At 67.4% G+C, this 21,647-nt stretch carries 20 protein-coding genes; 14 read left to right on the top strand and 6 right to left on the bottom strand.

Annotated features, from left to right (window positions below):
* The first annotated feature begins 26 nt into the window (after positions 1-26).
* The 11 genes from QT196_RS00100 (at position 27) to QT196_RS00050 (ending at position 10,783) form a co-directional block, all read left to right on the top strand.
* The gene (locus QT196_RS00100; protein ID WP_290354031.1) at positions 27-464 is read left to right on the top strand and encodes a hypothetical protein; all 438 of its coding nucleotides are present in this window, start codon (positions 27-29) and stop codon (positions 462-464) included.
* A 1-nt stretch (position 465) separates the two neighbouring features.
* Positions 466-1,161: a DUF6308 family protein gene (locus QT196_RS00095; protein ID WP_290354030.1), complete on the top strand. Its 696-nt coding sequence runs from the start codon at positions 466-468 to the stop codon at positions 1,159-1,161.
* 288 nt (positions 1,162-1,449) lie between these two features.
* On the top strand, positions 1,450-2,637 hold the full coding sequence (locus QT196_RS00090; protein WP_290354029.1) for a tyrosine-type recombinase/integrase: 1,188 nt from the start codon (positions 1,450-1,452) through the stop codon (positions 2,635-2,637).
* The gene (locus tag QT196_RS00085; RefSeq protein WP_290354028.1) at positions 2,634-4,640 is read left to right on the top strand and encodes a site-specific integrase; all 2,007 of its coding nucleotides are present in this window, start codon (positions 2,634-2,636) and stop codon (positions 4,638-4,640) included. The genes QT196_RS00090 and QT196_RS00085 overlap by 4 nt, the downstream gene beginning before the upstream one ends.
* 65 nt (positions 4,641-4,705) lie before the next feature.
* The gene (locus QT196_RS00080; protein ID WP_290354027.1) at positions 4,706-5,809 is read left to right on the top strand and encodes a tyrosine-type recombinase/integrase; all 1,104 of its coding nucleotides are present in this window, start codon (positions 4,706-4,708) and stop codon (positions 5,807-5,809) included.
* A 16-nt stretch (positions 5,810-5,825) separates the two neighbouring features.
* Positions 5,826-6,176 carry a helix-turn-helix transcriptional regulator gene (locus QT196_RS00075; protein ID WP_290354025.1) on the top strand — a complete coding sequence of 117 codons (351 nt, stop codon included), beginning with the start codon at positions 5,826-5,828 and terminating at the stop codon, positions 6,174-6,176.
* Complete coding sequence (locus QT196_RS00070; RefSeq protein ID WP_290354024.1) at positions 6,173-8,605, top strand: site-specific integrase; 2,433 nt, start codon at positions 6,173-6,175, stop codon at positions 8,603-8,605. Before QT196_RS00075 ends, QT196_RS00070 begins: the two co-directional genes overlap by 4 nt.
* A 157-nt stretch (positions 8,606-8,762) precedes the next feature.
* Positions 8,763-9,371 (top strand): DUF2975 domain-containing protein, encoded by a 609-nt coding sequence (locus tag QT196_RS00065; protein WP_290354023.1) that lies wholly within the window; start codon positions 8,763-8,765, stop codon positions 9,369-9,371.
* Entirely contained in the window at positions 9,371-9,595 is a 225-nt protein-coding gene (locus tag QT196_RS00060) for a helix-turn-helix transcriptional regulator (RefSeq protein WP_263268854.1), read from the top strand. Before QT196_RS00065 ends, QT196_RS00060 begins: the two co-directional genes overlap by 1 nt.
* 130 nt (positions 9,596-9,725) lie before the next feature.
* Positions 9,726-10,223, top strand: a complete 498-nt coding sequence (locus tag QT196_RS00055; RefSeq protein WP_290354021.1) for a hypothetical protein — start codon at positions 9,726-9,728, stop codon at positions 10,221-10,223.
* Positions 10,220-10,783, top strand: a complete 564-nt coding sequence (locus QT196_RS00050) for a hypothetical protein (RefSeq protein ID WP_290354020.1) — start codon at positions 10,220-10,222, stop codon at positions 10,781-10,783. Before QT196_RS00055 ends, QT196_RS00050 begins: the two co-directional genes overlap by 4 nt.
* A gap of 23 nt (positions 10,784-10,806) precedes the next feature.
* Here QT196_RS00050 and QT196_RS00045 read toward each other — a convergent pair whose 3' ends face one another.
* On the bottom strand, positions 10,807-12,687 hold the full coding sequence (locus QT196_RS00045; protein ID WP_290354019.1) for a hypothetical protein: 1,881 nt from the start codon (positions 12,685-12,687) through the stop codon (positions 10,807-10,809).
* A gap of 341 nt (positions 12,688-13,028) precedes the next feature.
* Between QT196_RS00045 and QT196_RS00040 the strand changes: the two genes are divergently transcribed.
* Complete coding sequence (locus QT196_RS00040) at positions 13,029-13,454, top strand: hypothetical protein (protein WP_290354018.1); 426 nt, start codon at positions 13,029-13,031, stop codon at positions 13,452-13,454.
* A 127-nt stretch (positions 13,455-13,581) separates the two neighbouring features.
* Here QT196_RS00040 and QT196_RS00035 read toward each other — a convergent pair whose 3' ends face one another.
* Positions 13,582-14,175 (bottom strand): TetR/AcrR family transcriptional regulator, encoded by a 594-nt coding sequence (locus QT196_RS00035; RefSeq protein WP_290354017.1) that lies wholly within the window; start codon positions 14,173-14,175, stop codon positions 13,582-13,584.
* A 115-nt stretch (positions 14,176-14,290) separates the two neighbouring features.
* Here QT196_RS00035 and QT196_RS00030 point away from each other — a divergent pair, with 115 nt between their 5' ends.
* Together QT196_RS00030 and QT196_RS00025 are read left to right on the top strand one after the other, a co-directional pair.
* A complete protein-coding gene (locus tag QT196_RS00030) occupies positions 14,291-15,265 on the top strand; it encodes a zinc-binding dehydrogenase (RefSeq protein WP_290354016.1) in 975 nt (324 codons plus the stop codon).
* Positions 15,266-15,704: 439 nt separating this feature from the next.
* Positions 15,705-17,111 carry a hypothetical protein gene (locus tag QT196_RS00025; RefSeq protein WP_290354015.1) on the top strand — a complete coding sequence of 469 codons (1,407 nt, stop codon included), beginning with the start codon at positions 15,705-15,707 and terminating at the stop codon, positions 17,109-17,111.
* Between the two features lie 174 nt (positions 17,112-17,285).
* Here the strand turns inward: QT196_RS00025 and QT196_RS00020 are convergent, their stop codons facing one another.
* The 4 genes from QT196_RS00020 to QT196_RS00005 form a co-directional block, all read right to left on the bottom strand.
* The gene (locus QT196_RS00020; RefSeq protein ID WP_290354014.1) at positions 17,286-17,393 is read right to left on the bottom strand and encodes a helicase associated domain-containing protein; all 108 of its coding nucleotides are present in this window, start codon (positions 17,391-17,393) and stop codon (positions 17,286-17,288) included.
* A 345-nt stretch (positions 17,394-17,738) separates the two neighbouring features.
* Entirely contained in the window at positions 17,739-17,957 is a 219-nt protein-coding gene (locus QT196_RS00015; protein WP_290354013.1) for a hypothetical protein, read from the bottom strand.
* Between the two features lie 53 nt (positions 17,958-18,010).
* Positions 18,011-20,542, bottom strand: a complete 2,532-nt coding sequence (locus QT196_RS00010; RefSeq protein ID WP_290354012.1) for a DEAD/DEAH box helicase — start codon at positions 20,540-20,542, stop codon at positions 18,011-18,013.
* Between the two features lie 279 nt (positions 20,543-20,821).
* Complete coding sequence (locus QT196_RS00005) at positions 20,822-21,205, bottom strand: hypothetical protein (protein ID WP_290354011.1); 384 nt, start codon at positions 21,203-21,205, stop codon at positions 20,822-20,824.
* Positions 21,206-21,647: the final 442 nt, after the last annotated feature.

Genomic DNA, 21,647 nt, shown 5'->3' with positions numbered 1-21,647 from the left:
ATCACTTCGTCACCCAGTACGCTGACATGCACGACGTCGTCGCCGGGTTGACGGTGCCCTCCGGTATCCCGCAGTCCGCGGCAACGGTGCTGCACACCTCCCGCGAGCTCCTGCGCCACTCGTACTTCTGCTACGAGTTCTCCGCCGTGGCCCTCCTGCACGCCCTGATCGCGATGGAGATCGTCCTCCGGGCCAAGATCCCTGACTCCGGCACGAAGCCGCTCCACGCTCTCATCAAGCAGGGCAAGGAGAGTGGCCTCCTGACCGAGCGGCAGACGGAGTTCCTCCACGAGGGGCGCAAGCTCCGCAACCGCATCGCCCACGGCCAGAGGGCTCATTCCGTCATGCCCCCACGCTGGGGGGCCGGAATGCTCACTACGTCCTTCACCTTGATCAGCGAGGTATGGGCGGCCCAGTCGACGCCACCGGCCACAACTGACACAGATGAGGGCACAGGTATCTGAGATGAACGAGCTCGTCGCGGGGCCTGGTTCCTCCGACGGCGAGCCGTCCGTGGTGGGGCAGCGCCTGCACGTCGTTCTGGATGCGGAGCGGGTGGTGGACGACCTGCGCCGCTACTTCGGGATCGGTCTGCCCCCGGGTGCCGGCGCGTTCACGGGGGGCCGGTTCGAGCACCTGGCGGGCGGGGGTGACCGTCGGCAGGTCGCGGACAGGTTCACCGCAGAGGACCTGGTGGCGGTGCAGACCCTGTCGGTGACCGTCCCCGCGCCCGTCGCCCTCGACCTGCTGGAAGGCCCGCTGGGCACCCAACTGTCCGAACTGCTGCGAGGCATCCCTTCCGACACTGATCTGTCCGACGCCGATGCCTCGGTCGTCGCGGACGGCTCGCCAGCGTACCGGGCCTGGTGCTTGTTGGAGGACCAGTACAAGATTGGGTGGGTGATCGCCGGGAAGCTCTTAGCCCGTAAGCGGCCGCGGCTGCTGCCGGTCTACGACCGGGTCGTGCGCTGTGCGCTCGGCCACCCGCCGTCGTTCTGGACCGATCTGCGCACCGCCCTGCGCGAGGACGACGCGGCCTTGCACCACCGACTCCTTGGCCTGCGGCAGAGTGCGGGCCTGCCCGAGACGGTCAGCGCGCTACGGGTCGCCGATGTCGCGGTATGGATGGCCCACCCCGCCCCGGGCCACCGCTGCCCCTGAGGACCCGCCGCAGGGATGGTCAAATGCTGACGCTCGGAGGGGCTTGTTGGTGCGTGGGGTGCCGGCTGGCCTGGTGTGTTGTGGGTTTCGGCTCCCAGTCCTACGCCGACGTCGTCCGCGACCGAGTCACCGCCGACCCCCGCGACGCCGTGCTCCTGGTGGTCGTTCTCCCTGGCGCTTCGACGTGTCGTAGGACGCTGCGTCTGACCGTGTGAGCTGGGGTTCTTCCTCGCATCTCTGGAGCTGTCGTGATCGTTGCGACACGTTGCAGATGGAGTGGAGGAAACCTTGCGGGCGTTTCGTGTGCAGCTGCCCTCGGGTGCCGGGTACTGGACGGTGCTGGACGAGGAACTGGCCGTGGTGCCGGCGGCGGACGCATTCTTGCGGTACGTACGGTTCGGCAGGGACCAGGCGGAGCTGACGACGCGTACGTACGCCGGGCACATCGCGCTGTACCTGCGCTGGTGCGCCCGGACCGGCCGCGACTGGCGGACCGCCGCAGTGGACCTCGGGCTGTTCACCGTGTGGCTGAAGTACGGGACACCTGAGGCCACCGGGATCGAGCGGCCGGTCGCAGGCCGCGGGGTGGTGATGGCCGGGCCCGGGACGGAGCCCCGCCGGCAGCCAGGCCGGATCGGGAACGTGCTGACCGGCGTGCGGCAGTTCCTGCTGCACGGCATCACCGCGAAGACCGTGCCCTCGGAGGTCCTGGTCCAGCTTTACGAGGTGGCCGAGGACTGGGACCTGCCCGAGGAGGCCCGCGGCGAGGGGATGAGCTACCGGCTCAAGGCCCGCCACCGCGTGCAGGTCCCGCGCAAGCGCCGGGACCGGGCCACGGACGCCGAAGCGGTCGCGCTGTTCGTGGCCTGCCGCAACGCCCGGGACCGCTTCATCGTGCTGCTGCTCGCCCGGGCCGGACTGCGCCGCGGCACCGCGGCGGGCCTGCGGCGCGAGGACATGCACTTCATGCCGGACTCCACCGCGCTGGGCTGCCGGGTGACCGGCTCCCACTTGCACGTCCTGCGGCGGGAGAACGCCAACGGGGCGTGGGCCAAGCGCCAGCGGTCCGCTTGGCCGGGGAAGGCCAAACCGGTCGACTTCCTGGTGGTCCAGGCCCACGACCAGTACGTGATCGAGCGGATGGCGCTACAGCACGGGGCGGCGAGCGACTTCGTGCTGGTGAACCTGTTCGCCGAGCCGCTGGGCGCCCCGATGACCCCGGACGGCATCACCGAGCTGCTTCAGCGGCTGTCGAAGCGGGCAGGGCTGTCGAGGATCGTGACCCCGCACATGCTCCGGCACGCGATGGCCAGCAACGTCGCGGACGCCGGCGGCAGCCTGGACGAGGTGGCCGCCCTGCTCGATCACGAGCGGCTGTCCAGCGCCGAGCCGTATCTGCACCCGGACCCGGACCGGCTGCGCCGGGCCGTGGAGCGGGTGCCTTCGCCGCGCGACCTGGCTGGAGGAGAGCGATGACCGCGGCGGTGACGCTGCCGGCGGCGCCGCCGGCCCCGGGCGCCGGCGAGGAGGAGCGGGCGGCGTTCTTGTGGTCGCTGATCGAGCCGAAGTTCTTCGCAGAGGTCGGCTGGGACGCTGGGCGCCGCGTCCTGAGCGCGCCGGTCGACCATCCCATGCTGGGCATGCGGGCCTGCCCGGTGCCGGAGTGTGATCTGCCGTCGAAGGGCCGTGGTCTGTGCCGGACATGCCAGGACCAGCACCGAAAGTCGGGACTGCCGCTGGAGGAGTTCGTCACGCTCCCGCGCACGGCCCCGCGGGTGGGTCCGGGCGCGTGCCGGGTCGGCGGATGCGAGCGAACCTGGATCAACTCCCGCAGCCAGCCGCTGTGTCGCTCGCACTGGCACCATTACCAGCAGTTCGGCGGCACACTGACGGAGTTCCTCGCCAGCCCCGCGGCCCTGGCCCTGCCGCGTCTGGGTGATTGCGGCGTGCTCGCCTGCACCCGGCAGGCCGTGACCGCCGTGGGCCACCGGCTCTGCCATCCACACGGCAAGCAGCTCAACCACCTCCGCAAGACAGAGGCGGACCTCGACGAGCAGCTGTGGCTGCGGACCGTGCCGTCAGGATGCAGCGGCTCCGAGATCAGCTTCCGGGGCCTGGCGGACCTGGTCGTCGCGCAGCTGCTGTTCGGGTTGCAGCACCGCTGCCGGCGCGGTGCAAAGACCGACATCGGCGGGCTGCGCTCGCTCATCGACCGCACCATCCGTCCCTCCCTGGCAGGCTGCCTGGAGGACGTCCCCGGGCTGGAGGCGAACAGCACCGCGAAGGTGCTGCTCAACCGCCTGACCGCATACGCGCTGCGGGCGTTCAAGTCCCCGGAAGGCGAGTACGGCAAGGACATCTGGGACCTGGCCGTCTTCGGGCACCGCGGATCGGTGGAGTTCACCGACATCCACCAGCCCTGGCTGAAGGAGACCGCCAAGCGCTGGGCCCGCGACTACCTGACCCGCGCTCGCTCGCGCAGCACGTCCTCCCACGCCCGCCAGCACCTGACCGGACTGGCCTTCCTGTCCCGGAGCCTCTACGCCCGCCAGGACCACGGCATGGACACGGCGGCGCTCGGGCGGTCTGACATCGAGAACCATCTGAACCGCATGACGTTCCTGGAGGCCAATGGCCGCATCGCCGCCGACACCCGCACCACCTACGTCAGAGCCGCCCGCAACGTCCTCCGGCAGGCACGCGTGATGGGCCTGACCAGGGCAGCCGGGCCCATGGCCGGGCTGCCGGACGACTTCGTGATCACCCGGCACGACGTCCCGAAACCACCAGAGCCCTCGGAGGAGAGCCAGGACCTGCCGCCGGAGGTGATGCGGCAGCTCTGCGCGCACCTGGACCTGTTCGAGGAGATGACGTGCCGGGAGCTGCGCGTCGCGGTGGAGCTGATGATGGACACCGGCCGGCGCCCGGAGGAGATCTGCAAGCTGGAATTCCACTGCCTGAACCGGGACCGGCAGGGCAAGCCCGTCCTGGTCTACAACAACTGGAAGGAACAGCGGATCCGCCGTGAGCTGCCGATCCACGAACCCACCGCACAGGTGATCCGCGAGCAGCAAGAACGCGTCCGCCTCCTCTACCCGAGCCAGCCGCTGTCCCAGCTGGCTCTGCTGCCGTCATCGGTGATGAACCAGCTCGGGGCCAAGGGCATCGACTCCACCCACTTCAGCGGGGTGCACCGTGAATGGGTCACCGCCCTACCGGAGTTCCGACTCGACGACGGCACGGTCTTCGACAAGGAGAAGATCTTCCCCTACACCTACCGGCACTCCTTCGCCCAGCGCCACGCGGACGCCGGCGTCCCTATCGAGGTCCTCTCACCCCTGATGGACCACGACTCCTACCAGTCGACCCGCTGCTACTACAACCCTCGGGAATTGCATCAGACGGGCGAGAAACCGCAGGTCGCGTGGTCGATGCGGGAAGTGGAACGAGTTCGTGGGGTCTATGGACTGGCCGCCTGAGCAGGCGTGTTGCCGAGTTGATCCCTTCTGATGCATGATCTGCCCTCCAGAAGGGAGGGTCTGGAGTGGTGCATCAGCGCAAGGTGGCCCTGGCCGGGTCGGCTCAACTGGAGCTCGTCTCCGGGGTGGTCCAGCTGCGTCCCGAGGACGCGATGTTCGACGCGATGTTGCGGGGCTGGCGTGCTCAGCAGAAGTCGCGAGGCCTGAAGGACGACACGATTGACCCGAGGGAACGGCTAATTCGCCGGTTTCTGGACTTCACGAACGAGTACCCGTGGCGATGGACGCCCGCCCACCTGGACGAGTGGTCGGCGTCGTTGACGAGCGAGAGACACTTGGCGCCGTCCACGGTCCGCAGCTACCAGGGCATCGTCCGGTTGTTCACCGAGCTCCTCATTGACGCCCGCTACGGCTGGGTCCCGGCCTGCGAGGAAGCCTTCGGCACCTTCCCGGTGGCGATCTGCCACGAGTGGAATACCCTGCCTCACCTGCAGGATTACGAAGGAGACCCGGAGGCGAGGCCCTTCACGCGGGAAGAGCTGCAGCTCTTCCTCGACTACGCCGACGACCAAGTGGAACGAGCGGTCCGGGCGAAACGCAAGGGAGCCCTGGCGGCCTACCGCGACGCCACGTTGTTCAAGGTGATCTACGGGTGGGGACTTCGCCGGACCGAGACGTCCAAGCTCGATGTGGTCGACTTCGGGCGCAACCCACAGGCCCGCCAGTTCGGCCGATACGGCACGCTCAACGTCCGCTACGGCAAGGCGAAGAAGGGCCAGTCGCCGCGTCGGCGGAACGTGCTGTCGGTGATGGACTGGGCCGTCGAGGCGGTCGCCGACTACGTCGAGAACGTCCGGCCGCGCTTCGGGTTCCCCGATCACTCTGCTCTGTGGATCACCGAGCGCGGGGGCCGCCTGCAGCCCGGCTCGATCAACGACCGGTTCGAGGCATACCGGGACGCTCTCGGGCTGACGAAAGAGCTGACTCCGCACAGTCTTCGGCATTCGTACGTCACGCACCTGACCGAGGACGGGGTGGACCGGCGCTTCATCCAGCAGCAGGTCGGCCACGAGTGCGACAGCTCCCTGGCCATCTACACGCACGTCAGCGACGACTTCATGAACACTTCCCTGCACAAGGCACTGGCCCCGGCGTTCGCCGGGGCCTGACAGGAGGGATCCGGCGATGGCCGCCAAGCTCGACTACCACTGGCACCTGCGCAAAGTCATGGCCGACCGCGGGATGTTCTCCACCACCGACCTCCTCCCGCCGCTGAAGGAGCGCGGCATCACGCTGTCCACGAGCCAGGTCTACCGGCTCGTCGTCGAGCGACCGGAGCGACTGAGCCTGAAGATCCTCATGGCCCTGCTCGACATCCTCGACTGCACCATGGACGACCTCATCGAGCCGATCGTGGCGGCCGGGGCCGTGAAGAAGCCGAAGAAGGCAGCCGCCGGCGGCTCGGCACCCGATGCGGAGGGACTCGGCGGACTGCGTCCAAAGCGTGCTCGGATCAGAGGAGTTGACCGGTCTTGACCACGGCTGACCAGCTTGATCGCGCCGTCACGGACCCGATCGGCCTGATCACAGACCTCGTCACCGATGTCGAGAAGGAACTCGGCGCCGAGAGGATCCGGGCCGTGGTCACCGCGGTCGCGGGCGGCCGAGCGAAGTCGCGCCAGGTGGCCAAGGCCTTGGCGATGCGGTCCGCCGTCCTGACCGACGGCCGGTCCCCGGCACCCCGGGCGATCGGCGATCTGCTCATCGAGCTCCGCAAGGCCGGCGCCTCGGCGATCGCGGCACCGGTCTGCGCGGAGTGCGGCAAGCAGCTGCGAACCCTCCAGCGCAAGGGCCAGGACTGGTACTGCTCGGTCTGCGGGCAGGAGAGAGCCGAGTGCACCGCCTGCGGAAACGTCCGACGTGTCAGCTTCCGGGACCGCAAGGGCCTGCCGCGCTGTTCGATGTGTCCCGACAACGACGATCGTGATCCAGCCGCGGTCGTCCACGAACTGATCACCACGATCGCCCCGGGCGTCGACCGTGATGCGGTCGCTGAGGCCCTCCGCCGGTCGGCGCCCCACCGTCCTCACTATCGCCAGAGAGTGGTCTGGGCCCTGGAGGACAACCCTCGTCTGCTGACCGGGGAGGGTTATCTGGCGCCGCATCGTGCCATCCTGCGGTTCATCGACTTGCTACACGAGGCCGGTGTCGCCGGGATCGTCCGGCCCGCATGCCCTCGCTGCCACCGGGTGGTCCGCATCGACAAGCCGCTCGACGGGCAGCGGGTCTGCCGCAACTGCATCGCCAAGTCCCGCTTCGAAGAATGCGTACGCTGTGGTGCCCGGCGCGAGCCGGCCACCCGCGACGCCGAGAGGCGACCGCTGTGTCCGAGCTGCCTGGTCAAGGACCCGGCGAACCTGGAGACCTGCATCGTCTGCGGCGAGTCACGCATGGTCAGCAGCCGCACCGCAGACGGGCCGATCTGCCCGAACTGCCGTCCCCTGCCCATCCTGCTCTGCTCGATCTGCGGCCGCACCGCACCCTGCATGCTCTCGAAGCTCACCGGCCTGCCCCGCTGCGGCGGCTGTGACAGGCGCCAAGCTCACTGCACCGTCTGCGGACGAATGCGCGGCATTCACTCCGGCACCGCCGACGCCCCCGTCTGCGGCCCCTGCACCACGCCGGACGCCGAGCTCTGGCGCCCCTGTCCCACCTGCGGACAAGCCGAACGGCTGCACGCGCCGGGACCGTGCCCCCGCTGCACCCTCAAGCAGCGGCTCCACGAACTCCTCGCCGATGAAACCGGCTCCATAAACCCGAAGCTACAGTCCCTTCACGACGCCCTGGCCGACACCGAACGGGCCGGCACCGCGATGCGCTGGCTCTCCAAGGGCATCGTCGCCACCGTCCTGTCCGATCTTGGTTCTGGTCATCGGCCTCTCACCCATGAGGCCCTGGACGTGCTCCCCGAAGGCAAGGTCGTCGAGCACATCCGCAGCGTTCTCGTCGCCACCGGAGTCCTGCCCCGGCGGGACGAGCAGATGGTCCGTCTCGAACGGCACGTGAAGGACCTCGTCGCCTCCCATGCGACGGCCGAGGGCCGGAAAATGCTGCACCGGTACGCGACTTGGCATCTCCTGCGTCGGCTTCGCCGACGCAGCCGCGGCAAGGAGATTACGCACTACCAGCTCGCGGGCGCACGGCAACATCTGCGGGCGGCAGTTCATCTCCTGGACTGGCTCGAGGAGCAGAATCTGACCCTTTCAACCTGCCGTCAGGCCGACCTTGAACGCTGGATGACCAGCGACGATGTCCGCCATCGCCGGGAGGCAGGACACTTCGTGCGCTGGGCCCTTTCCCAGAAGATCGCCCGCGATCTCAGCTTCCCTGCCGAGCGATGGAACGGCCCCTCCCAGGCGATGGACGACGAGGCCCGCTGGGACACAGCCCGTCGCCTGCTGCACGACGACACTCTCAAACCTGAAGACCGCCTGGCCGGACTGCTGTTGCTCCTCTATGCCCAGTGGCCCGCGGCGATCTCTCGCCTCACCATCGGCCACATCGAGGAGACGGACGGAGCCGTTCGCATCCGCCTCGGCGCCGTTCCGGTCGAGCTTCCCGCACCCGTCGCTGACCTGGCCCGACAGCAGGTCGCGGCCCGCCGCAGCCATGCCGTCCTCGGCCGGACAGAGTCACCCTGGCTCTTCCCTGGCGGCCAACCCGGCCGCCCGATCAGTGCCTGGGCTATGGGCGAACGGCTCCGCAAACTCGGCATCCGCCTCGCCGAGACCCGCTCAACCGCTCTCTTCCAACTCGCCACGGAGCTGCCTGCTGCGGTCCTCGCCCGGACCCTCGGCATCGACATCACCGTCGCCGTCAAATGGCAGCGAGCCGCAGCCGGAGACTGGGCCGCCTATGCCGCCGACGTCAGCCAACGCCCACGCGGGGCTCCCGTCCGATCATGACTTTCCGCGCAGGCACTCGCCAAGGCGGTCCGGCGAGACACCGCCCCCGGGCGCCCTGGCCTGACCCGAGCGAGGCGCGGCCTACCTTGACAGTCCCATATCGTTTATCGATAGTATCGAATAGCGATATGTAACTGGCTGAGCAAGGGGGATCCTCATGTCCGAAACATCGCCCTGGTGGGTGCGGGCCAACAATCATGTGTTGGAGACGGCCCTGGGGTTGGGGTTGCTACTGGTGGGCCTGTTCAAGGTCGTGTTCCCGATCCTCGGGGTCGTCGGCCCGCTCCCACCCATCACCGACACCCGCGCGGTCAGCGTCGCCGCAGCCGCGCCCGACGCGACGGCCTCGGGGCCGGTGACACTGCGTGGGACCGGCCAGGCCGACCTCGCCTTCCATGACCCGGGCCTTGGAGATCGGCTGCTACTGATCCTGCCCGGCCTGACGGGCGCGGTCCTACTGGTCGTGATCTTCTACGTCCTCCTCCTCATGGCCCGCACCTTCCACGCAGGGGACTTCTTCGTCCCGCAGAACACGCGCCGCCTGCTCGTCATTGCCGGGGCCCTTCTCCTGGTCGGTACGCTCCCCCCGGCCCTGGATGTCCTGACGACGAAACTCCTGGTCGAGGGCTCGCCGGTGGAACAGGCTGTCCTCACTCCCTATGCCATGAGCACCGCAGCAGTGTTCGGGGCCCTGCTGACCGCAGCCGCGGCTGCGGCTTTCCGCCGGGGGGCGCGACTGCGCGAAGACACGGAGGGACTGGTCTGATGCCCCCGGAGGACCCGCACGAAATCCACTGCCACCTGGACCGACTGCTGGCCGACCACGGCATGACCCTCGCCGAACTCGCGGGACGCGTCGGAGTGACGGTTGCGAACCTGTCCATTCTCAAGAACGACCGCGCCAAGGCGATCCGCTTCAGCACCCTCAGCGCGATCTGCCGCGAACTCCACTGCCAACCCGGAGACGTCCTCACATTCGGCACCAAGTGAGGCGATTCGACAGCCGGCCCGGGCGATGGGGTCCGCAGCGGCTGAGGCATTCGGACGGTTCCAATACCCGACTCCACCATTACGGGTCAAGGAAGTAAGGCTGCGCGAGGCCGTCGACAAGGTCACCGCGATGCAGTTCGACCGCCATGGACAGCGCGTCTGGGGAGCGGTCACCACCTTGCTGGACGCCGAACGTGTCCGCCTGGCGATCGGGTCGGTCCAGGTCCCATTCGGCACCTGCTCTGAGCCCTCCAATGTCGCCGCCGGAGGCGGCGCCTGCCCCCTGCGGTTCCGCTGCATGGGCTGCGACCACTACTCCACCGACGTCTCCCACCTCCCCGAACTAGCCGCCTACCTCGACGGTCTGCTGCGGCAGCGTGAACGGCTGCGGTCGATGACCGAGGCCGACGACTGGGCCCGCGCCGAGGCCACTCCGTCGGAGGAAGAGATCTCCCGCGTCCGGCGGCTGATTCGTCGCGTTACCGAAGAGGTCGACCAGCTCACCGACGCCGAACGCGCCGAGATCCAGCAGGCCGCGGCCATGGTCCGCAAGACCCGCCAGGGCTTCCTCGGCATGCCCCGCGTTCCCCAGCCCCTGCCCGACCTACGACCGGAGCGACCCGCATGACCCCACCCGACCCCGCCGTCCAGGCCATGCTGGAAGGCCGCCGGGCTGACACCGGCCGACGCCGTCAGCGCGTCCTCGCGGCCCTGGCCGAGGCCGCGAAGGACGGATCTGAGACCAGCGTCGCGGCGATCGCCCGCCGCGCGGGCGTCGACCGCACCTTCCTCTACCGCCACCGCGACCTGCTCGGCCAGATCCACGCGCAGGCCGCTGAGCCGCCCACCGTCCCCGGCGGCCGGGGACCGGCCGTCAGCCGGGCCTCGCTGCAGACCGACCTGGCAGCAGCTGACGCCCGCACCGCCCGGCTTGCCGCACACATCCGGCGCCTCGAAGGCCGGCTCAGCGAGGTGCTGGGCGAACAGGTCTGGCGCGAGTCGGGCATCGGCGGCCCCGACGACACCGAACAGCTCCAGGCCCGGATCACCACCCTCGAACAGCAGGTCGTCGACCTGGAACTGAAGCTCCAAGACCGCGACGACGACCTCGCCGCTGCCCGCGCCGCCAACCGCGAGCTGATGGCCCAGCTCAACCGCGGGGCCGAGCTAACCGGCAAAGGCCGGTGAAACCTCTGGCTCCGGCTTTGGCGTCACACAGGCACGCCCAAGAGCCTGGCGATCGGCGCGGCGATTGTTGTTGAACTTGCGAGAAAGGTGAGTACCCGCTGGCCACGGTCGCCCAAGGTAGTAATCCATTTCTTCCAACCCGCCAATGGCTCTTCTTGAGCCTGATGCTGGGCTGCAGCATCCGCCAATGCTGACAAGTGATACGCCCCCTCAAGACGTTCACTTAGCCCAAGACCCTCGATCTTGCGAGACGCGATTAGCTCGGCCAGATGTGAAACTGCAGGAGAATCCGAGGGGGTCAGCTCGCTACCGGACAAAGCCGACCTAGCATCCTGGAAGAATACATTGTCGTGTGCGACCGCATGGGAACCGACGGCGCCGATTGTACTCCCGCTAATGTTATGAGTCTCGTGTGTCACAACTCCTCCATTGCCAATGACGAGCAATCCGTGATGCTCAACTGTGGGGCCCTTCTCCCCGCTGCGGGAGAGTTGGTTGGTGCGGGAGCTGGCGCGCTCTATGATATTTTCCAAAGTGCAACCATCGCGGATTGCTTGTACTACGGTTTTCATGACCTCAACTATGCCGATGTGGTCAAGATCGCGCAGTGGGAGCGTGCCGCTGGCCTCTATTTGCTCCTCCCATAGTAGAAGAGCAGGCAATGCGTCGACCCTGAGTTGCAGGCTGCGGAAGTGATTCGCTATTTCGTAGCCGCTTGTCCGGCGGGTGAGATCACTTTGACTATAGTAGATGTCGATGTCATCGCCGGTGAGATGGTGAAGGTCGCGCCAGTGATCGCTAATGAATCTCGGAAAGTCTCCCGAAGATAGAAACATAAAGAGCCCATGGAAGCGGATCGCCGCATATCTATCCAAAGGGTTTGGGGAGCCTGTCCTGCTGCGGCCTCCATCTGTGCCGAGGAATCTGGCGATACGCCGAGTTATCTTCTTCGACCCTGCGCCCGAAAGCCAGCGTTGAGCCTCTTTGGAGAAAGTCAGCCCGTTGGTGTAGCCGCGGTTTTCGCAGAACTTCTGGGCGAGATCCTCCAGTTCTTCGTGGGGAATATTGCCTGGTGGAGTGAGCTCGGGCGCCCGTTGATGCAGCCAGTTTAGGAACTCCAGAATCTGGGCAGCGTTATCGGCAGAACCGTCGCCTATCGCAGCTACCATGTGTGCGAAATGGGAATCTTTGGCTATCTGTTCATCGTAGAAGCCATCCTGGATCGCGATTTGCGCAGACGCGGAGAGTCTTTGAGCGAAGGAGCGAAGAGATTCATTGTCTCCGATATCAATGGTTGGATCTTTCCGGCGCTCCTCCGCATCGGAACTTGGCGGGCATGCTCGATTAGATCCCGAGCGCCAAGATTCATAGTTCTCTACTAGTCCGGGGTTCGCCATCCGGACCTCGGATAGGTAGTCCTGGAATTCTTGGCGAAGATCGGACCCAATTTCATACTGGATAATCTGACGGAACGAGGGCGGCCGCTCCCTCTGGAAGCGGCGGTGAGGAGAGTTCCAATCTGCGGCAACATCAAGGGCCGTTCCCGCCATTCGGTCAACGAATCCAGACAAGAAGGGGTGTAGGTTCTGGTGATTTGTTGCACGCTGTCGAAGGAATGACTCCGCTGGGCGATCCTCGAAGCTCTCTTCGTGGAGCATCTCAATGCATCGGCCGCAACCAGAAAAGTGATCCATCTGGGCTTCGACCGTGGGTTCGCTGAGAACAGGACACGTCTGGAAGAGGATCATTATGCCGACCATGCCATTACGGCCGCCGCTCCGAAGGAACTCCAGGGCGAGATGGTCAAGCTGGTCTATGCTTGCTCTCTGAGTAGAGAATTTCCGTTGGTGGAGCCAATCGAGGAACGGAATTAGCTGATAGCTCGGAAGGGGCTGCATCGGCATGTCCGATCGATATCTATGGTCTAGTCTCCGATAGATCTCTCTTGGTTCGAACGCTGGTGATGAAAGACTCTCTACCGATACTTCCAGCGTGAACCTGCGAAGTGCATACCGCAACGCGTCACTGGGTGCTGCCTGCGCAAGCTCCAGGCACCCTGATCCGAGCGGGAATCGACTCCACCAGGATCTGTCGCTCATTTTTGCGGCCCTTCGCCCAGAACAGGGAGAACAGCAAGCCGTCCAGAGCCAGATGCGGCCTGCCGCCTGCCGAGTGATCCTTGAAGCGAGTCCGTGCACCACAGGTGTTGCACCCGCTATTGTCGTCCCGACCGCTTCTGAGCTGCGTGAACTCGAACCGCACGCTCGCAGCGCCCCGGAGAAATGTCGGCGACTTCGACTGCTCGGGCGAGGACATCGAGCGGGACTGGGTGGAGCGCACCGGCTGCTGGAGCTCGGTGACCCGGGTGCTGCTCACCTACGAGCAGATGCGCGCGTACGGGCTCCCGGCGACCGAGGGCAAGCGCGGCGACCCGGGGTGGCCGGCCTTCGCCCGCCGCTACGGCTTCGACATTGAGCGCCCGGTGCAGTGGGAGGTGGAGGCGCTGGAGCCTGACGAACTCCGGCACCGACTCCTACCGCCTCGCGTCCACGCGGGCCCGGGCCGAGGAACCCGCCAAGGCTGGCTGAGCAGGTCGGGGACTGGCGCCGTGGCTGATGCTCCGCCTCCAGTCCCCGGCCCTAATTGGTCGCTGCTCAACAAGGTGTCCTGACCCAGGGCTTCGAAGAGCCCGGGACAGTAGTACCAACGGGTGATGCCTGCTGACACAGGCACTAGTGACAACCGAGTGGGAGATGACCGGTCTTCGACCGTGAGATGGCGCGGCCCCCGGCGGGCCGTCACGCCTCCAGCATGCCGGTGACCAGCAGCCGTAGCGACACCGCAAGCCGTTGAGCCTCTCCCTGCCCCAGCAGACGCACGATCGGTCCGTTCTGCAGAGCACCGAGCAGGATATGGGCCAGCAACTCGGCGTCCAGGTCAGAGCGTTCCTCGGTGATCAGCTCGCTGATGTGGCCGTGCCAGAACCCGTAGACCGAGTGCTGTTCGCGCGAGTCCTCCTGGGCGTCGCGGGGGGCTGTCGCTGCCTGCCCGAGAGCGGCCAGCAGACCTTTGTTCCGCCCGACCACGTCCACGACCGCGTCGAGGAAGGCCAGCAGCCGCTGCCGGGGAGGGGCCCCCGGGCCCAGAGGCGGTGGGCCTTCCGTGACCGATTCACGCAGGGCGTGGGCTCGTTCCAGCATCAGCTCTCGCATCAGGCCCGCGCGGCTGCCGAAGCGGTGGAACACCGTGCCCTTCCCGACCCCGGCCGCGGCAGCGATGCGCTCCATCGAGACCTGCTCTGGAGGGTGTTCGGAGAGGAGGCTCTCGGTGGCCTTCAGGATCGCGTGCCGATTGCGTGCCGCGTCGGCGCGTTCACGACGGACTTCCGCCATCAGCTAGCTCCTCACCCAGGACCATGATCCGTAGACAACTGGACCGACGGTCCAGTACGGTCGAATTGGACCGCCAGTCCAGTTTAGAGCACCCTCTTGTTGAAGGAGATCTGCCATGCGACGAATCCGTTACCACTCCTACGGTGGCCCCGAAGTCCTCACCCTGGAACAAGTCCCCGTTCCCGTCCCAGAGGCGGGGCAGGTGCTCATCCGGGCCGAAGCGATCGGCGCCAACTTCGTGGACACCCAGCTCCGGCGCGGCATGGCCCAGACCGAGCTCTACCCGCGGCCCTTACCCAGGTCCCTCACCGGCGACGTGGTGGGCACGGTCGAGGCGGTCGGGCCGGACACGGATCCGGCCCTGATCGGGCAGCAGGTCGCCACGGCCTCCGAGGACGCGTTCTGCGACCTCATCCTCGCGGACGCACAGTGGCTCGTCCCGGTACCTGACGGGCTCGACGCGGGCACGGCCAGCGCGCTCCCGATGGTGGCACCGGTGGCCCTGGGCGTGCTGCACGCCGGGCGGCTGGCGCACGGCGAGACCGTACTGGTTCACTCCGCCGCGGGCGCCATCGGCCACCTCGCCGTACAGCTCGCGAAGGTACTCGGTGCGGGTACGGTCATCGCCACGGCCAGTACGCCCGCCAAGCTGGACTTCGCCCGCGCCCACGGCGCCGACATCGGCGTCAACTACACCGATGAGGACTGGCCCGAGCAGGTCCGCACGGCCGTGCCCGGCGGCGTGGACGTCGTCCTCGACGCGGCCGGCGGCAACATCCTGCGCCGCAGCCTGGACGTACTGGCCCCGTACGGACGGCTCGTGACGTATGGAGCCGCGAGCGGCGAGCTCGGCAGCATCCCCGTCACCGACCTGTTCGCGCTGAGGTCCGTCATGGGGTTCTCCCTCATAGCCGCGCATGCGGCCGACGCCGAGCGCGCCGTGAAGGACCTGGCTGAACTTACCGAGTACGCGGCCCAGGGGTTGCTACGCACAGCGGTCCACGCCCGGCTGCCGCTGACCGAGACCACCGAGGTGCACCGGCTGCTGGAGAGCCGTGCACAGCTGGGCCGCATACTGGTCGTCCCGTAGGACGGCCAGGCCGGTCCGAACGCTCGTTGCTACGGCTGACAAACAGCGAGTACCAAGCTCAGCTCCACGCAGGCGTGCATCAGGGAAGTCCGAGTGCTCTCGCGTACCGCCGACACTATCCCCCACATTCGAACATGCCCCGCGCAGACCGATCGTGGAGGAACCTTCCTATCAGTCACAGTAAGTGACAGATCAGGGGTGCAGACACAGGCTCTGACACCTGCCGCTACCTGCCACCGACGGTCAGCCGCCTGACGGGCGACTGGCCGTCCCGCGTTTGCCGCCACGTCAGTCCATCATTTCTCATCGACATTCACGGGCCCACTGATCATTAAGTGACTCCGGAACTTGTCGAGAAACGCTGTTCCTAGAGAGCAACGAAGCCACAAGGTGAACGGGCAGGGTGGAATCGTGTCCGGGCATCGCTCATCATCAGGGGATGGGGGAACAGATGGACATGGCGCTGCTGCGGAGGCTGATCGACGGCGTGCTCCTCACGCTGTACACGCGCTACACCGCGAAGGAACTGCCGGCGCTGTGCGAGCGCCTCGGCCTTCCCGTGCCCAGCGAGGGCAACACCAAGCACGAGCGCCTGGTGGCCAGCCTGAACGCCTGCCCCGACGACCGCCTGCCAGACGTCGCCGACGCGGTTCTTGAGCAGGAGAAGCTGGCCCAGGCCGAACGAATGGCGCTGCAGGATGCTCTGTGGCTCGGCCGCCACCACGTGCAGATCCCGAGCCGGACCAGGCGCGAGCTGGCCAGAGACTTCGATCTAGCCGACCACCTCGGCTACCCGGACCGCTTCATGGCTCTGCTGAGCCGACTATGGCACCTGGACAACGATCCACTCGGCGGTTGGACCACCACGACCAACAGCCTGCGCAGCCAGATCGAACGCCACGTGATCCGGTTCCCGGACGACTGGACAACCGAGCACTTCTTCGAGCAGCTCGGTGCCTTCGAAGCCCCGCACCCCCGCTTCGGACACTTCCTCGAGGGCCTGGCATCCCCCGCTGTCCTGCCCGACGAGCCCGCGCAGCGCCGCTTCGTCGAGCTGGCCAACCGGCACCTGAACCCCGCGGGCGCCCAGCTGAGCCAGCACGCAGAGGCGGACGGCTACCCCCAGTTCCAGCTCGTCGAGCACGGCCGCGGAACCGCACGCCGACCCCGCAACCTCATCTTCGCCACCCTGGGCAAGCCCGACATCCGCTTCACCAGCGCCCTCGACAACGACATCGAGGTAGCCGAACGCGCCGACGAGGTGCTGGTCTACGACCGCCCCATCGGCAAAGAGGGACTGCTCTGGCGGCACCTCCTGTCCTGGTGGCAGGAATCCCGGAATATCACTGACCAGGAGCAGGCGGCGCGGGCCCTCTACAGCCGCATGGAGGCTTCACTGCCACCAAAGTCCCCAGGACAGAAGAACCTGTTCTGGCACTACCACCACGCCAACCGGGACCACTTGAACGACGTTCCCGCCCTGCTGCCGGAGATATGGCTGCACTGGGACCCCAAGACCCTCCGCGAACGCGGCGCGCACGCCATGCAGAACCTGCGCATGGACTTCCTCATGCTGCTCCCAGGCACCCGGCGCGTGGTGCTGGAAGTCGACGGCATGCAGCACTACACCCGCAACGAAGGAACCGAGCCCGACAGCGCGAAATACGCCGCCACCATGGCCGGCGACCGCGACCTGAAGCTTCGCGGCTACGAGGTGTTCCGGTTCGGCCACGACGAACTCCGCGACCGCGACCGCGCCCAGCCCCTGCTCGCCAGCTTCTTCGCCACGCTCCTTGACCGGCCACCCGCCGGTCCGCCTCAAGTGCCGCAGCCAGCCCAAGGCTGATCCGGGCTCCACTGTTCTGGTCAAGGCGCCGCCGACGACCACCGGGGGGCATCACTGGGGGAGAGGTCGGAGCGCGCCCGGTGCCACCGTGCATGACGAAGGCCCCGGGGGTCACGACGTTCCGGGGCCTCCACTTCGCTGACCTCCCAGCTCAACGACGAGCGAGGTGGCGTGTCACGCCCAGTCCACGCCCAGCTTCGCGAGGGCGGCGAGCTGGTCGGCAGTGAGCTTGTCACGCCGGCTCTTGGTGTTGGAGACCCATACGCCCAGCTTCACGACCACCGGCTCCGCCTCGCCCTCGACTGCGATCTCCTCGCCGTGGGCCCTAGGGACCGGTCGGTCCGCGCCTTCCCGCGCGACCCACTGGGTGCGATGTGCCGGTTTGGTGTCAGTGGATGAGTGTCAGTGACGGCATGTCAGTTTCGTGTGTCGGTGCTGGTGGAGTGGTTCCTGGGGAGTCAGGTCACTGACCCGGGGTGGTGTGTGCGGTGGGCGGGGCTGTCATGGGGCCGATACACCTTGCCGTGTTCCGCTGTCATGGGAACGGCACTTCTGGCCCCGCCCATGAGTTCAGCGCCGCCTGACGACCTCGGTGCCGGGCAGGACGGCCCTGCCCGGCTGCGGTGGCTACTCCCAGGGCCTCGGTAGCGCGTGCCACAGGGCTCTGAGCCAGTCGGGCGGGTTGGTGAGGAACTTGTCCACCAGCCGGGCCGTGATGGACCGGGCGGCACCTTGTGCGGCGCCCTGTGCTATCGCGGCGGTCAGGCTGGCACCGGCAGCGGGCTGCTGCGGGACGGGCGCGGGGCTGGGCGGCTGGACGGGCACGGGAACGTTGTCCCGGGTCATGATGCTGCAGATAGCCGGCCGCGAGTGCGGCGGCGCGGTGACGACGACGCCCATCACGACCACCGCATCCCGACTTCGGACAACTGCTCCACCCGCTCCGGCGACAGCGACGCGGCCCGGGACCGCTGGTTGCTCACGAACGCACCAAGTCGGATGTCCTGTTGCTCCTGGTCATCGCCGCCGACCCGGTCCACCACGACCGACTCGATGTGCTTGCGGGGTACCTGGAGGTGCCCCTCGCGCTCGAAGAACTGTCGGGCGGCTGCGAGGTTGGCGGCCCACTTGTCGGCCTGGCTGGTCCGCGGCTTCGGCTTCTCGTCCTCCGTCGCGGGTTCGATGCCGAGAACCTGCTCACACATCCACTGCTGCACGCCTGTGAGCTTGTCCCAGCCGAGCCGGACCGACGTCACCCACCGCCCCAGATCCTCGCCCTGGCGCACGACGTCGCCTGCGGCGGTGGGCAGGGTCCCGCCCTCGTCCAGGTGCAGTCGGACGAGGTGGAAGCACCGCTGCCAGGTCACCGGCCAGGCCGGGCACCAGGAGGCGTCGATCTCCTCCAGCTGCTCACGCCGTTCCTGCGACATGGCCCCGGCCGACGTCTCCACCGGCAGCCCCTCGGCACGCCGCTGCTCGATCTCCACGGCCTTCCTCGCTGCGGCCCGCGCGTTCTTCAGCCAGATGCCCACTGCCGCGCCCTGGAACGTGGCGTCCAGCGGGGCCAGGAGGTGCCCGTGTTCGGCGGCCCATCCACGGGCGGCGGTCAGGCCCTCTTCCCATGCGACGTCGAAGTGGGACCAGATCATGCCGAGTTTCTCCAGCTGCTCGACGCGGTCTTCGTCCATGTCGCCGCGGGCGTAGAAGCGGCGGGCGTCGGCGGTCCACTGCCCCAGCGGGAACTGCGCAAGCGAGGCCGGCCAGCCTTCCGCCTCTGCGTCCTCCCGGGCCGGGACGCGGTACGTGAACGGCACACGCAGGTCGCCGTGCTCGCGGGCGTAGATGACGGCGGCCTCAACACCGCGCCGCCAGTGCTCGTGCTCGGGGTTGAGGACACGCAGGTTGATGAACGTGGCCAATTGCGCCGGGTCGCGCGGCGTGGAGAACTTCAACAGAGCCTTCGCCGGTGCGGACGGACCGCCGAAGCCGTCCCCGCCCCCGCTCTTCTCCTTGGCTTCGACGTCCTTCTGGACGGGCTTGTAGCGGCTCGGCGCCTGCTGCTCGGCCAACGCCTCCACCACCCTGGCGTCGTGCGCCCTGAGCGCCTCCAAAAGCTTCGCCAACCCGCCGAACGCCCGGGACGTCAGCATGTTGTCCGCCGTCTCGCCTGGCCCGAGCAGCACCGGCACGACCAGGCTGGCCAGCTTGCCCTCGCCCGGCTGCATCCGCAGCGCGCGCCCCACCGCCTGGACCAGGTCCGGCATCGAGCCCCGGACGTCGGCCCAGTACACGGAGTCGCAGTCGCGGGTGTCGACGCCCTCTCCCAGTACCTTCACCGAGCTCAGGTATCCCTTCTCCACCACGGTGCCGTCCGTCGCGATCCCGTCGGCGAACTCCCCGAGGACGCGGCGGCGGTGGAGCGGCTTGTGATCCCCGCACAGCCAGTCCGCCCAGATCGTGGCCGGATACAGCTCGGGATCGGCGTCGTGCAGCTGGGCGGCGACGACAGGGAGGCCAGCCGCGAAAGCTTCGGCTTCCCGCACCTGGTGGTGGAAGACGAGCGTCCTGCGGAAGCTCTCCTCCGAGGACGCCTTCACCAGCGCGGTCTGCAGGGCAGCGAGCCGGGCCCCGCGGACCTGCTCGGAACGGCCCTCCGCACCCAGGAGCTGCGCCGCCTGGAGCTGGGTGTCGGTGACATCCACGCATACGACCTGGTAAGGGGCACAAATTCCCCTGTCGATGGCCTCCGAGAGTGTCAAAGTGAACGCCCTGCTGCCGAAGGGAGAGTCGGGGTCGTCTTCCATGCTCGCGACCAACTCTCCGGGCGCCCCGGCGTCGTCGTCCTCCCCGAGCTGCCACAGCCGGGGCGTGGCCGTCATGTACAGCCGCCGCAGGGACGGGATCTTCTGGTTGTCGTGCACGACCGCCCACGGCTTCCCGATGCGGCCCGAAACCCTGTGGGCTTCGTCCACGACGATCAGGTCCCAAGCCGCAAGGCCGGCAGCGTGCGCCCGCTCCAGCGTGCCCAGGCCCAGGCTGGCGTACGTGGCGTACACGGTGACCTGGTCTAGGCCCCGCGTCCACTCCACCAGCTCGTCCACGTCGGTGGTGTTGGGGAAGGACGCCTCCTCAGCTCGCAGCGAGGACACCCCGATCATCGGGCCCCGGCGGCCTCCCTCGCGCCATGCGGCCTCGGTCTGGGCCAGGAGGTCCAAGCTGGGCACGAGCACCAGCACACGGCCCGCGTGGAGCTCCTCCGCGCTGCGGACCGCGACCCGGGTCTTCCCGGAACCGGTCGCCATGATCACCTGAGTCCGGAGCCCTCGCTCAGGCACAAGAGATCTTGCAGGCAATTCGAGAGCACGGAGAACCGCATCAATGGCTTCTCGCTGGGCGGCCTCGCGCTGATCAGGGCGGTTGGTGGTCGGCATGTCCGTCTGCCTTTTCCTGGGTGCTACCCGGTTGGGTCGGATGCTGGGAAGCGGGAAACCCGCATGTAGAGGAGCCGCGAGGGCTACGGTCGGGTTGGTGTGGCTGGGTGACTGCTCCGGCTGATCGCTACGCTGACGGGGCCTGCGAGGAGCTGGCTAAAGCCCTGGAGCGCTCCGACGGCGGGGTGCTCTGAATCCAGAGTCTATCCAGAAATAAAAAATGATGCAGATGAAGCCGAGCTTCACCCTCACACTCCGTTCGTGCATGATGAAGAGTGGTCAGTTGAAAAACCGCTCCTCAAACTCTTGCTCCGCCAAGTCCAGTTCCTCGCCAGACAGGGCGACCGGGATGAAGTTGCGCCTCCGCGCATGTTCGATAAATTCTTCGGGAACCTCCACCCCGTACTCCTTCACGAAGTATCCCCAGTATGTGGGCCATACCCATTCCCCGTCGGTGCAGTACCCGAAGGGAACAGCTGCACCCTCGTCTGCACTCATCAGATCCTGCACATTTCCGGCCGCAAGGAGAGGGTGTGAGCCGGACAAGTACTGCGCCAACGGCACACGCAGGGAAGGATCTAGATGCCCAGCCAGTTTCTTGATGGAGGCGCGTTGGAACGAATCTTGGTTTTCTGCTGGAATTTCTTCCAGAATCGGAAGCATCTTCATAGGGTGCCTTGATCTACGCAAATGGGCAGCCCCAGTCAGGCCGCTCCAACTTCTCCACGGTACCGTCTGGTGGTAATGGCCCCCCTTCCGCTGGGTTGCGGGCCCGCGCTCTCCGCGCCCGCCCGACCACCCGTCACCACCCCTCTCCTGTAGTCGGCTTGGCCCGTAGGGCCGTGCCCGCCCCCGCTGGGGCAGTGGTTGTCGATGGCGCGGTGCAGGGGAGCGGCTGGAGCGGAGCGGAGGCCGTCGGGCCGTGCAGAGCGCGGCTCCGCTCCGCAACGCGAGCCGTGTGCACTGCGGTTGGCCCTGGAGCGGAGCGGATGGGCCGGCCCGGCTTTGCCGGGCGCGGTGCGCGAAGCGCACTGTTCCTGCTCCCGCGGAGCGGGAGCGCAACTACCGGGCGAAGCCCGGTAGTTCGCTTGCATAGCGCGCAGCG

Origin of the sequence: Streptomyces sp. P9-2B-2 (assembly GCF_030406865.1) — a bacterium.
GTDB lineage: Bacteria > Actinomycetota > Actinomycetes > Streptomycetales > Streptomycetaceae > Streptomyces > Streptomyces platensis.
Note: the sequence above shows the minus strand (reverse complement) of the source record. Positions and strands in the feature narration are given on the sequence as shown.

What these genes read in the sequence shown, in the direction of transcription:
- QT196_RS00075 (WP_290354025.1), top strand. Translation starts at nt 5,826, where the DNA reads ATGGCCGCCAAGCTCGACTACCACTGGCACCTGCGCAAAGTCATGGCC.
- QT196_RS00005 (WP_290354011.1), bottom strand. Translation starts at nt 21,205, where the DNA reads ATGCTTCCGATTCTGGAAGAAATTCCAGCAGAAAACCAAGATTCGTTC.
- QT196_RS00050 (WP_290354020.1), top strand. Translation starts at nt 10,220, where the DNA reads ATGACCCCACCCGACCCCGCCGTCCAGGCCATGCTGGAAGGCCGCCGG.
- QT196_RS00015 (WP_290354013.1), bottom strand. Translation starts at nt 17,957, where the DNA reads ATGACCCGGGACAACGTTCCCGTGCCCGTCCAGCCGCCCAGCCCCGCG.
- QT196_RS00095 (WP_290354030.1), top strand. Translation starts at nt 466, where the DNA reads ATGAACGAGCTCGTCGCGGGGCCTGGTTCCTCCGACGGCGAGCCGTCC.
- QT196_RS00010 (WP_290354012.1), bottom strand. Translation starts at nt 20,542, where the DNA reads ATGCCGACCACCAACCGCCCTGATCAGCGCGAGGCCGCCCAGCGAGAA.
- QT196_RS00045 (WP_290354019.1), bottom strand. Translation starts at nt 12,687, where the DNA reads ATGCCGATGCAGCCCCTTCCGAGCTATCAGCTAATTCCGTTCCTCGAT.
- QT196_RS00065 (WP_290354023.1), top strand. Translation starts at nt 8,763, where the DNA reads ATGTCCGAAACATCGCCCTGGTGGGTGCGGGCCAACAATCATGTGTTG.
- QT196_RS00030 (WP_290354016.1), top strand. Translation starts at nt 14,291, where the DNA reads ATGCGACGAATCCGTTACCACTCCTACGGTGGCCCCGAAGTCCTCACC.
- QT196_RS00025 (WP_290354015.1), top strand. Translation starts at nt 15,705, where the DNA reads ATGGGGGAACAGATGGACATGGCGCTGCTGCGGAGGCTGATCGACGGC.
- QT196_RS00100 (WP_290354031.1), top strand. Translation starts at nt 27, where the DNA reads ATGCACGACGTCGTCGCCGGGTTGACGGTGCCCTCCGGTATCCCGCAG.
- QT196_RS00035 (WP_290354017.1), bottom strand. Translation starts at nt 14,175, where the DNA reads ATGGCGGAAGTCCGTCGTGAACGCGCCGACGCGGCACGCAATCGGCAC.
- QT196_RS00055 (WP_290354021.1), top strand. Translation starts at nt 9,726, where the DNA reads ATGCAGTTCGACCGCCATGGACAGCGCGTCTGGGGAGCGGTCACCACC.
- QT196_RS00085 (WP_290354028.1), top strand. Translation starts at nt 2,634, where the DNA reads ATGACCGCGGCGGTGACGCTGCCGGCGGCGCCGCCGGCCCCGGGCGCC.
- QT196_RS00060 (WP_263268854.1), top strand. Translation starts at nt 9,371, where the DNA reads ATGCCCCCGGAGGACCCGCACGAAATCCACTGCCACCTGGACCGACTG.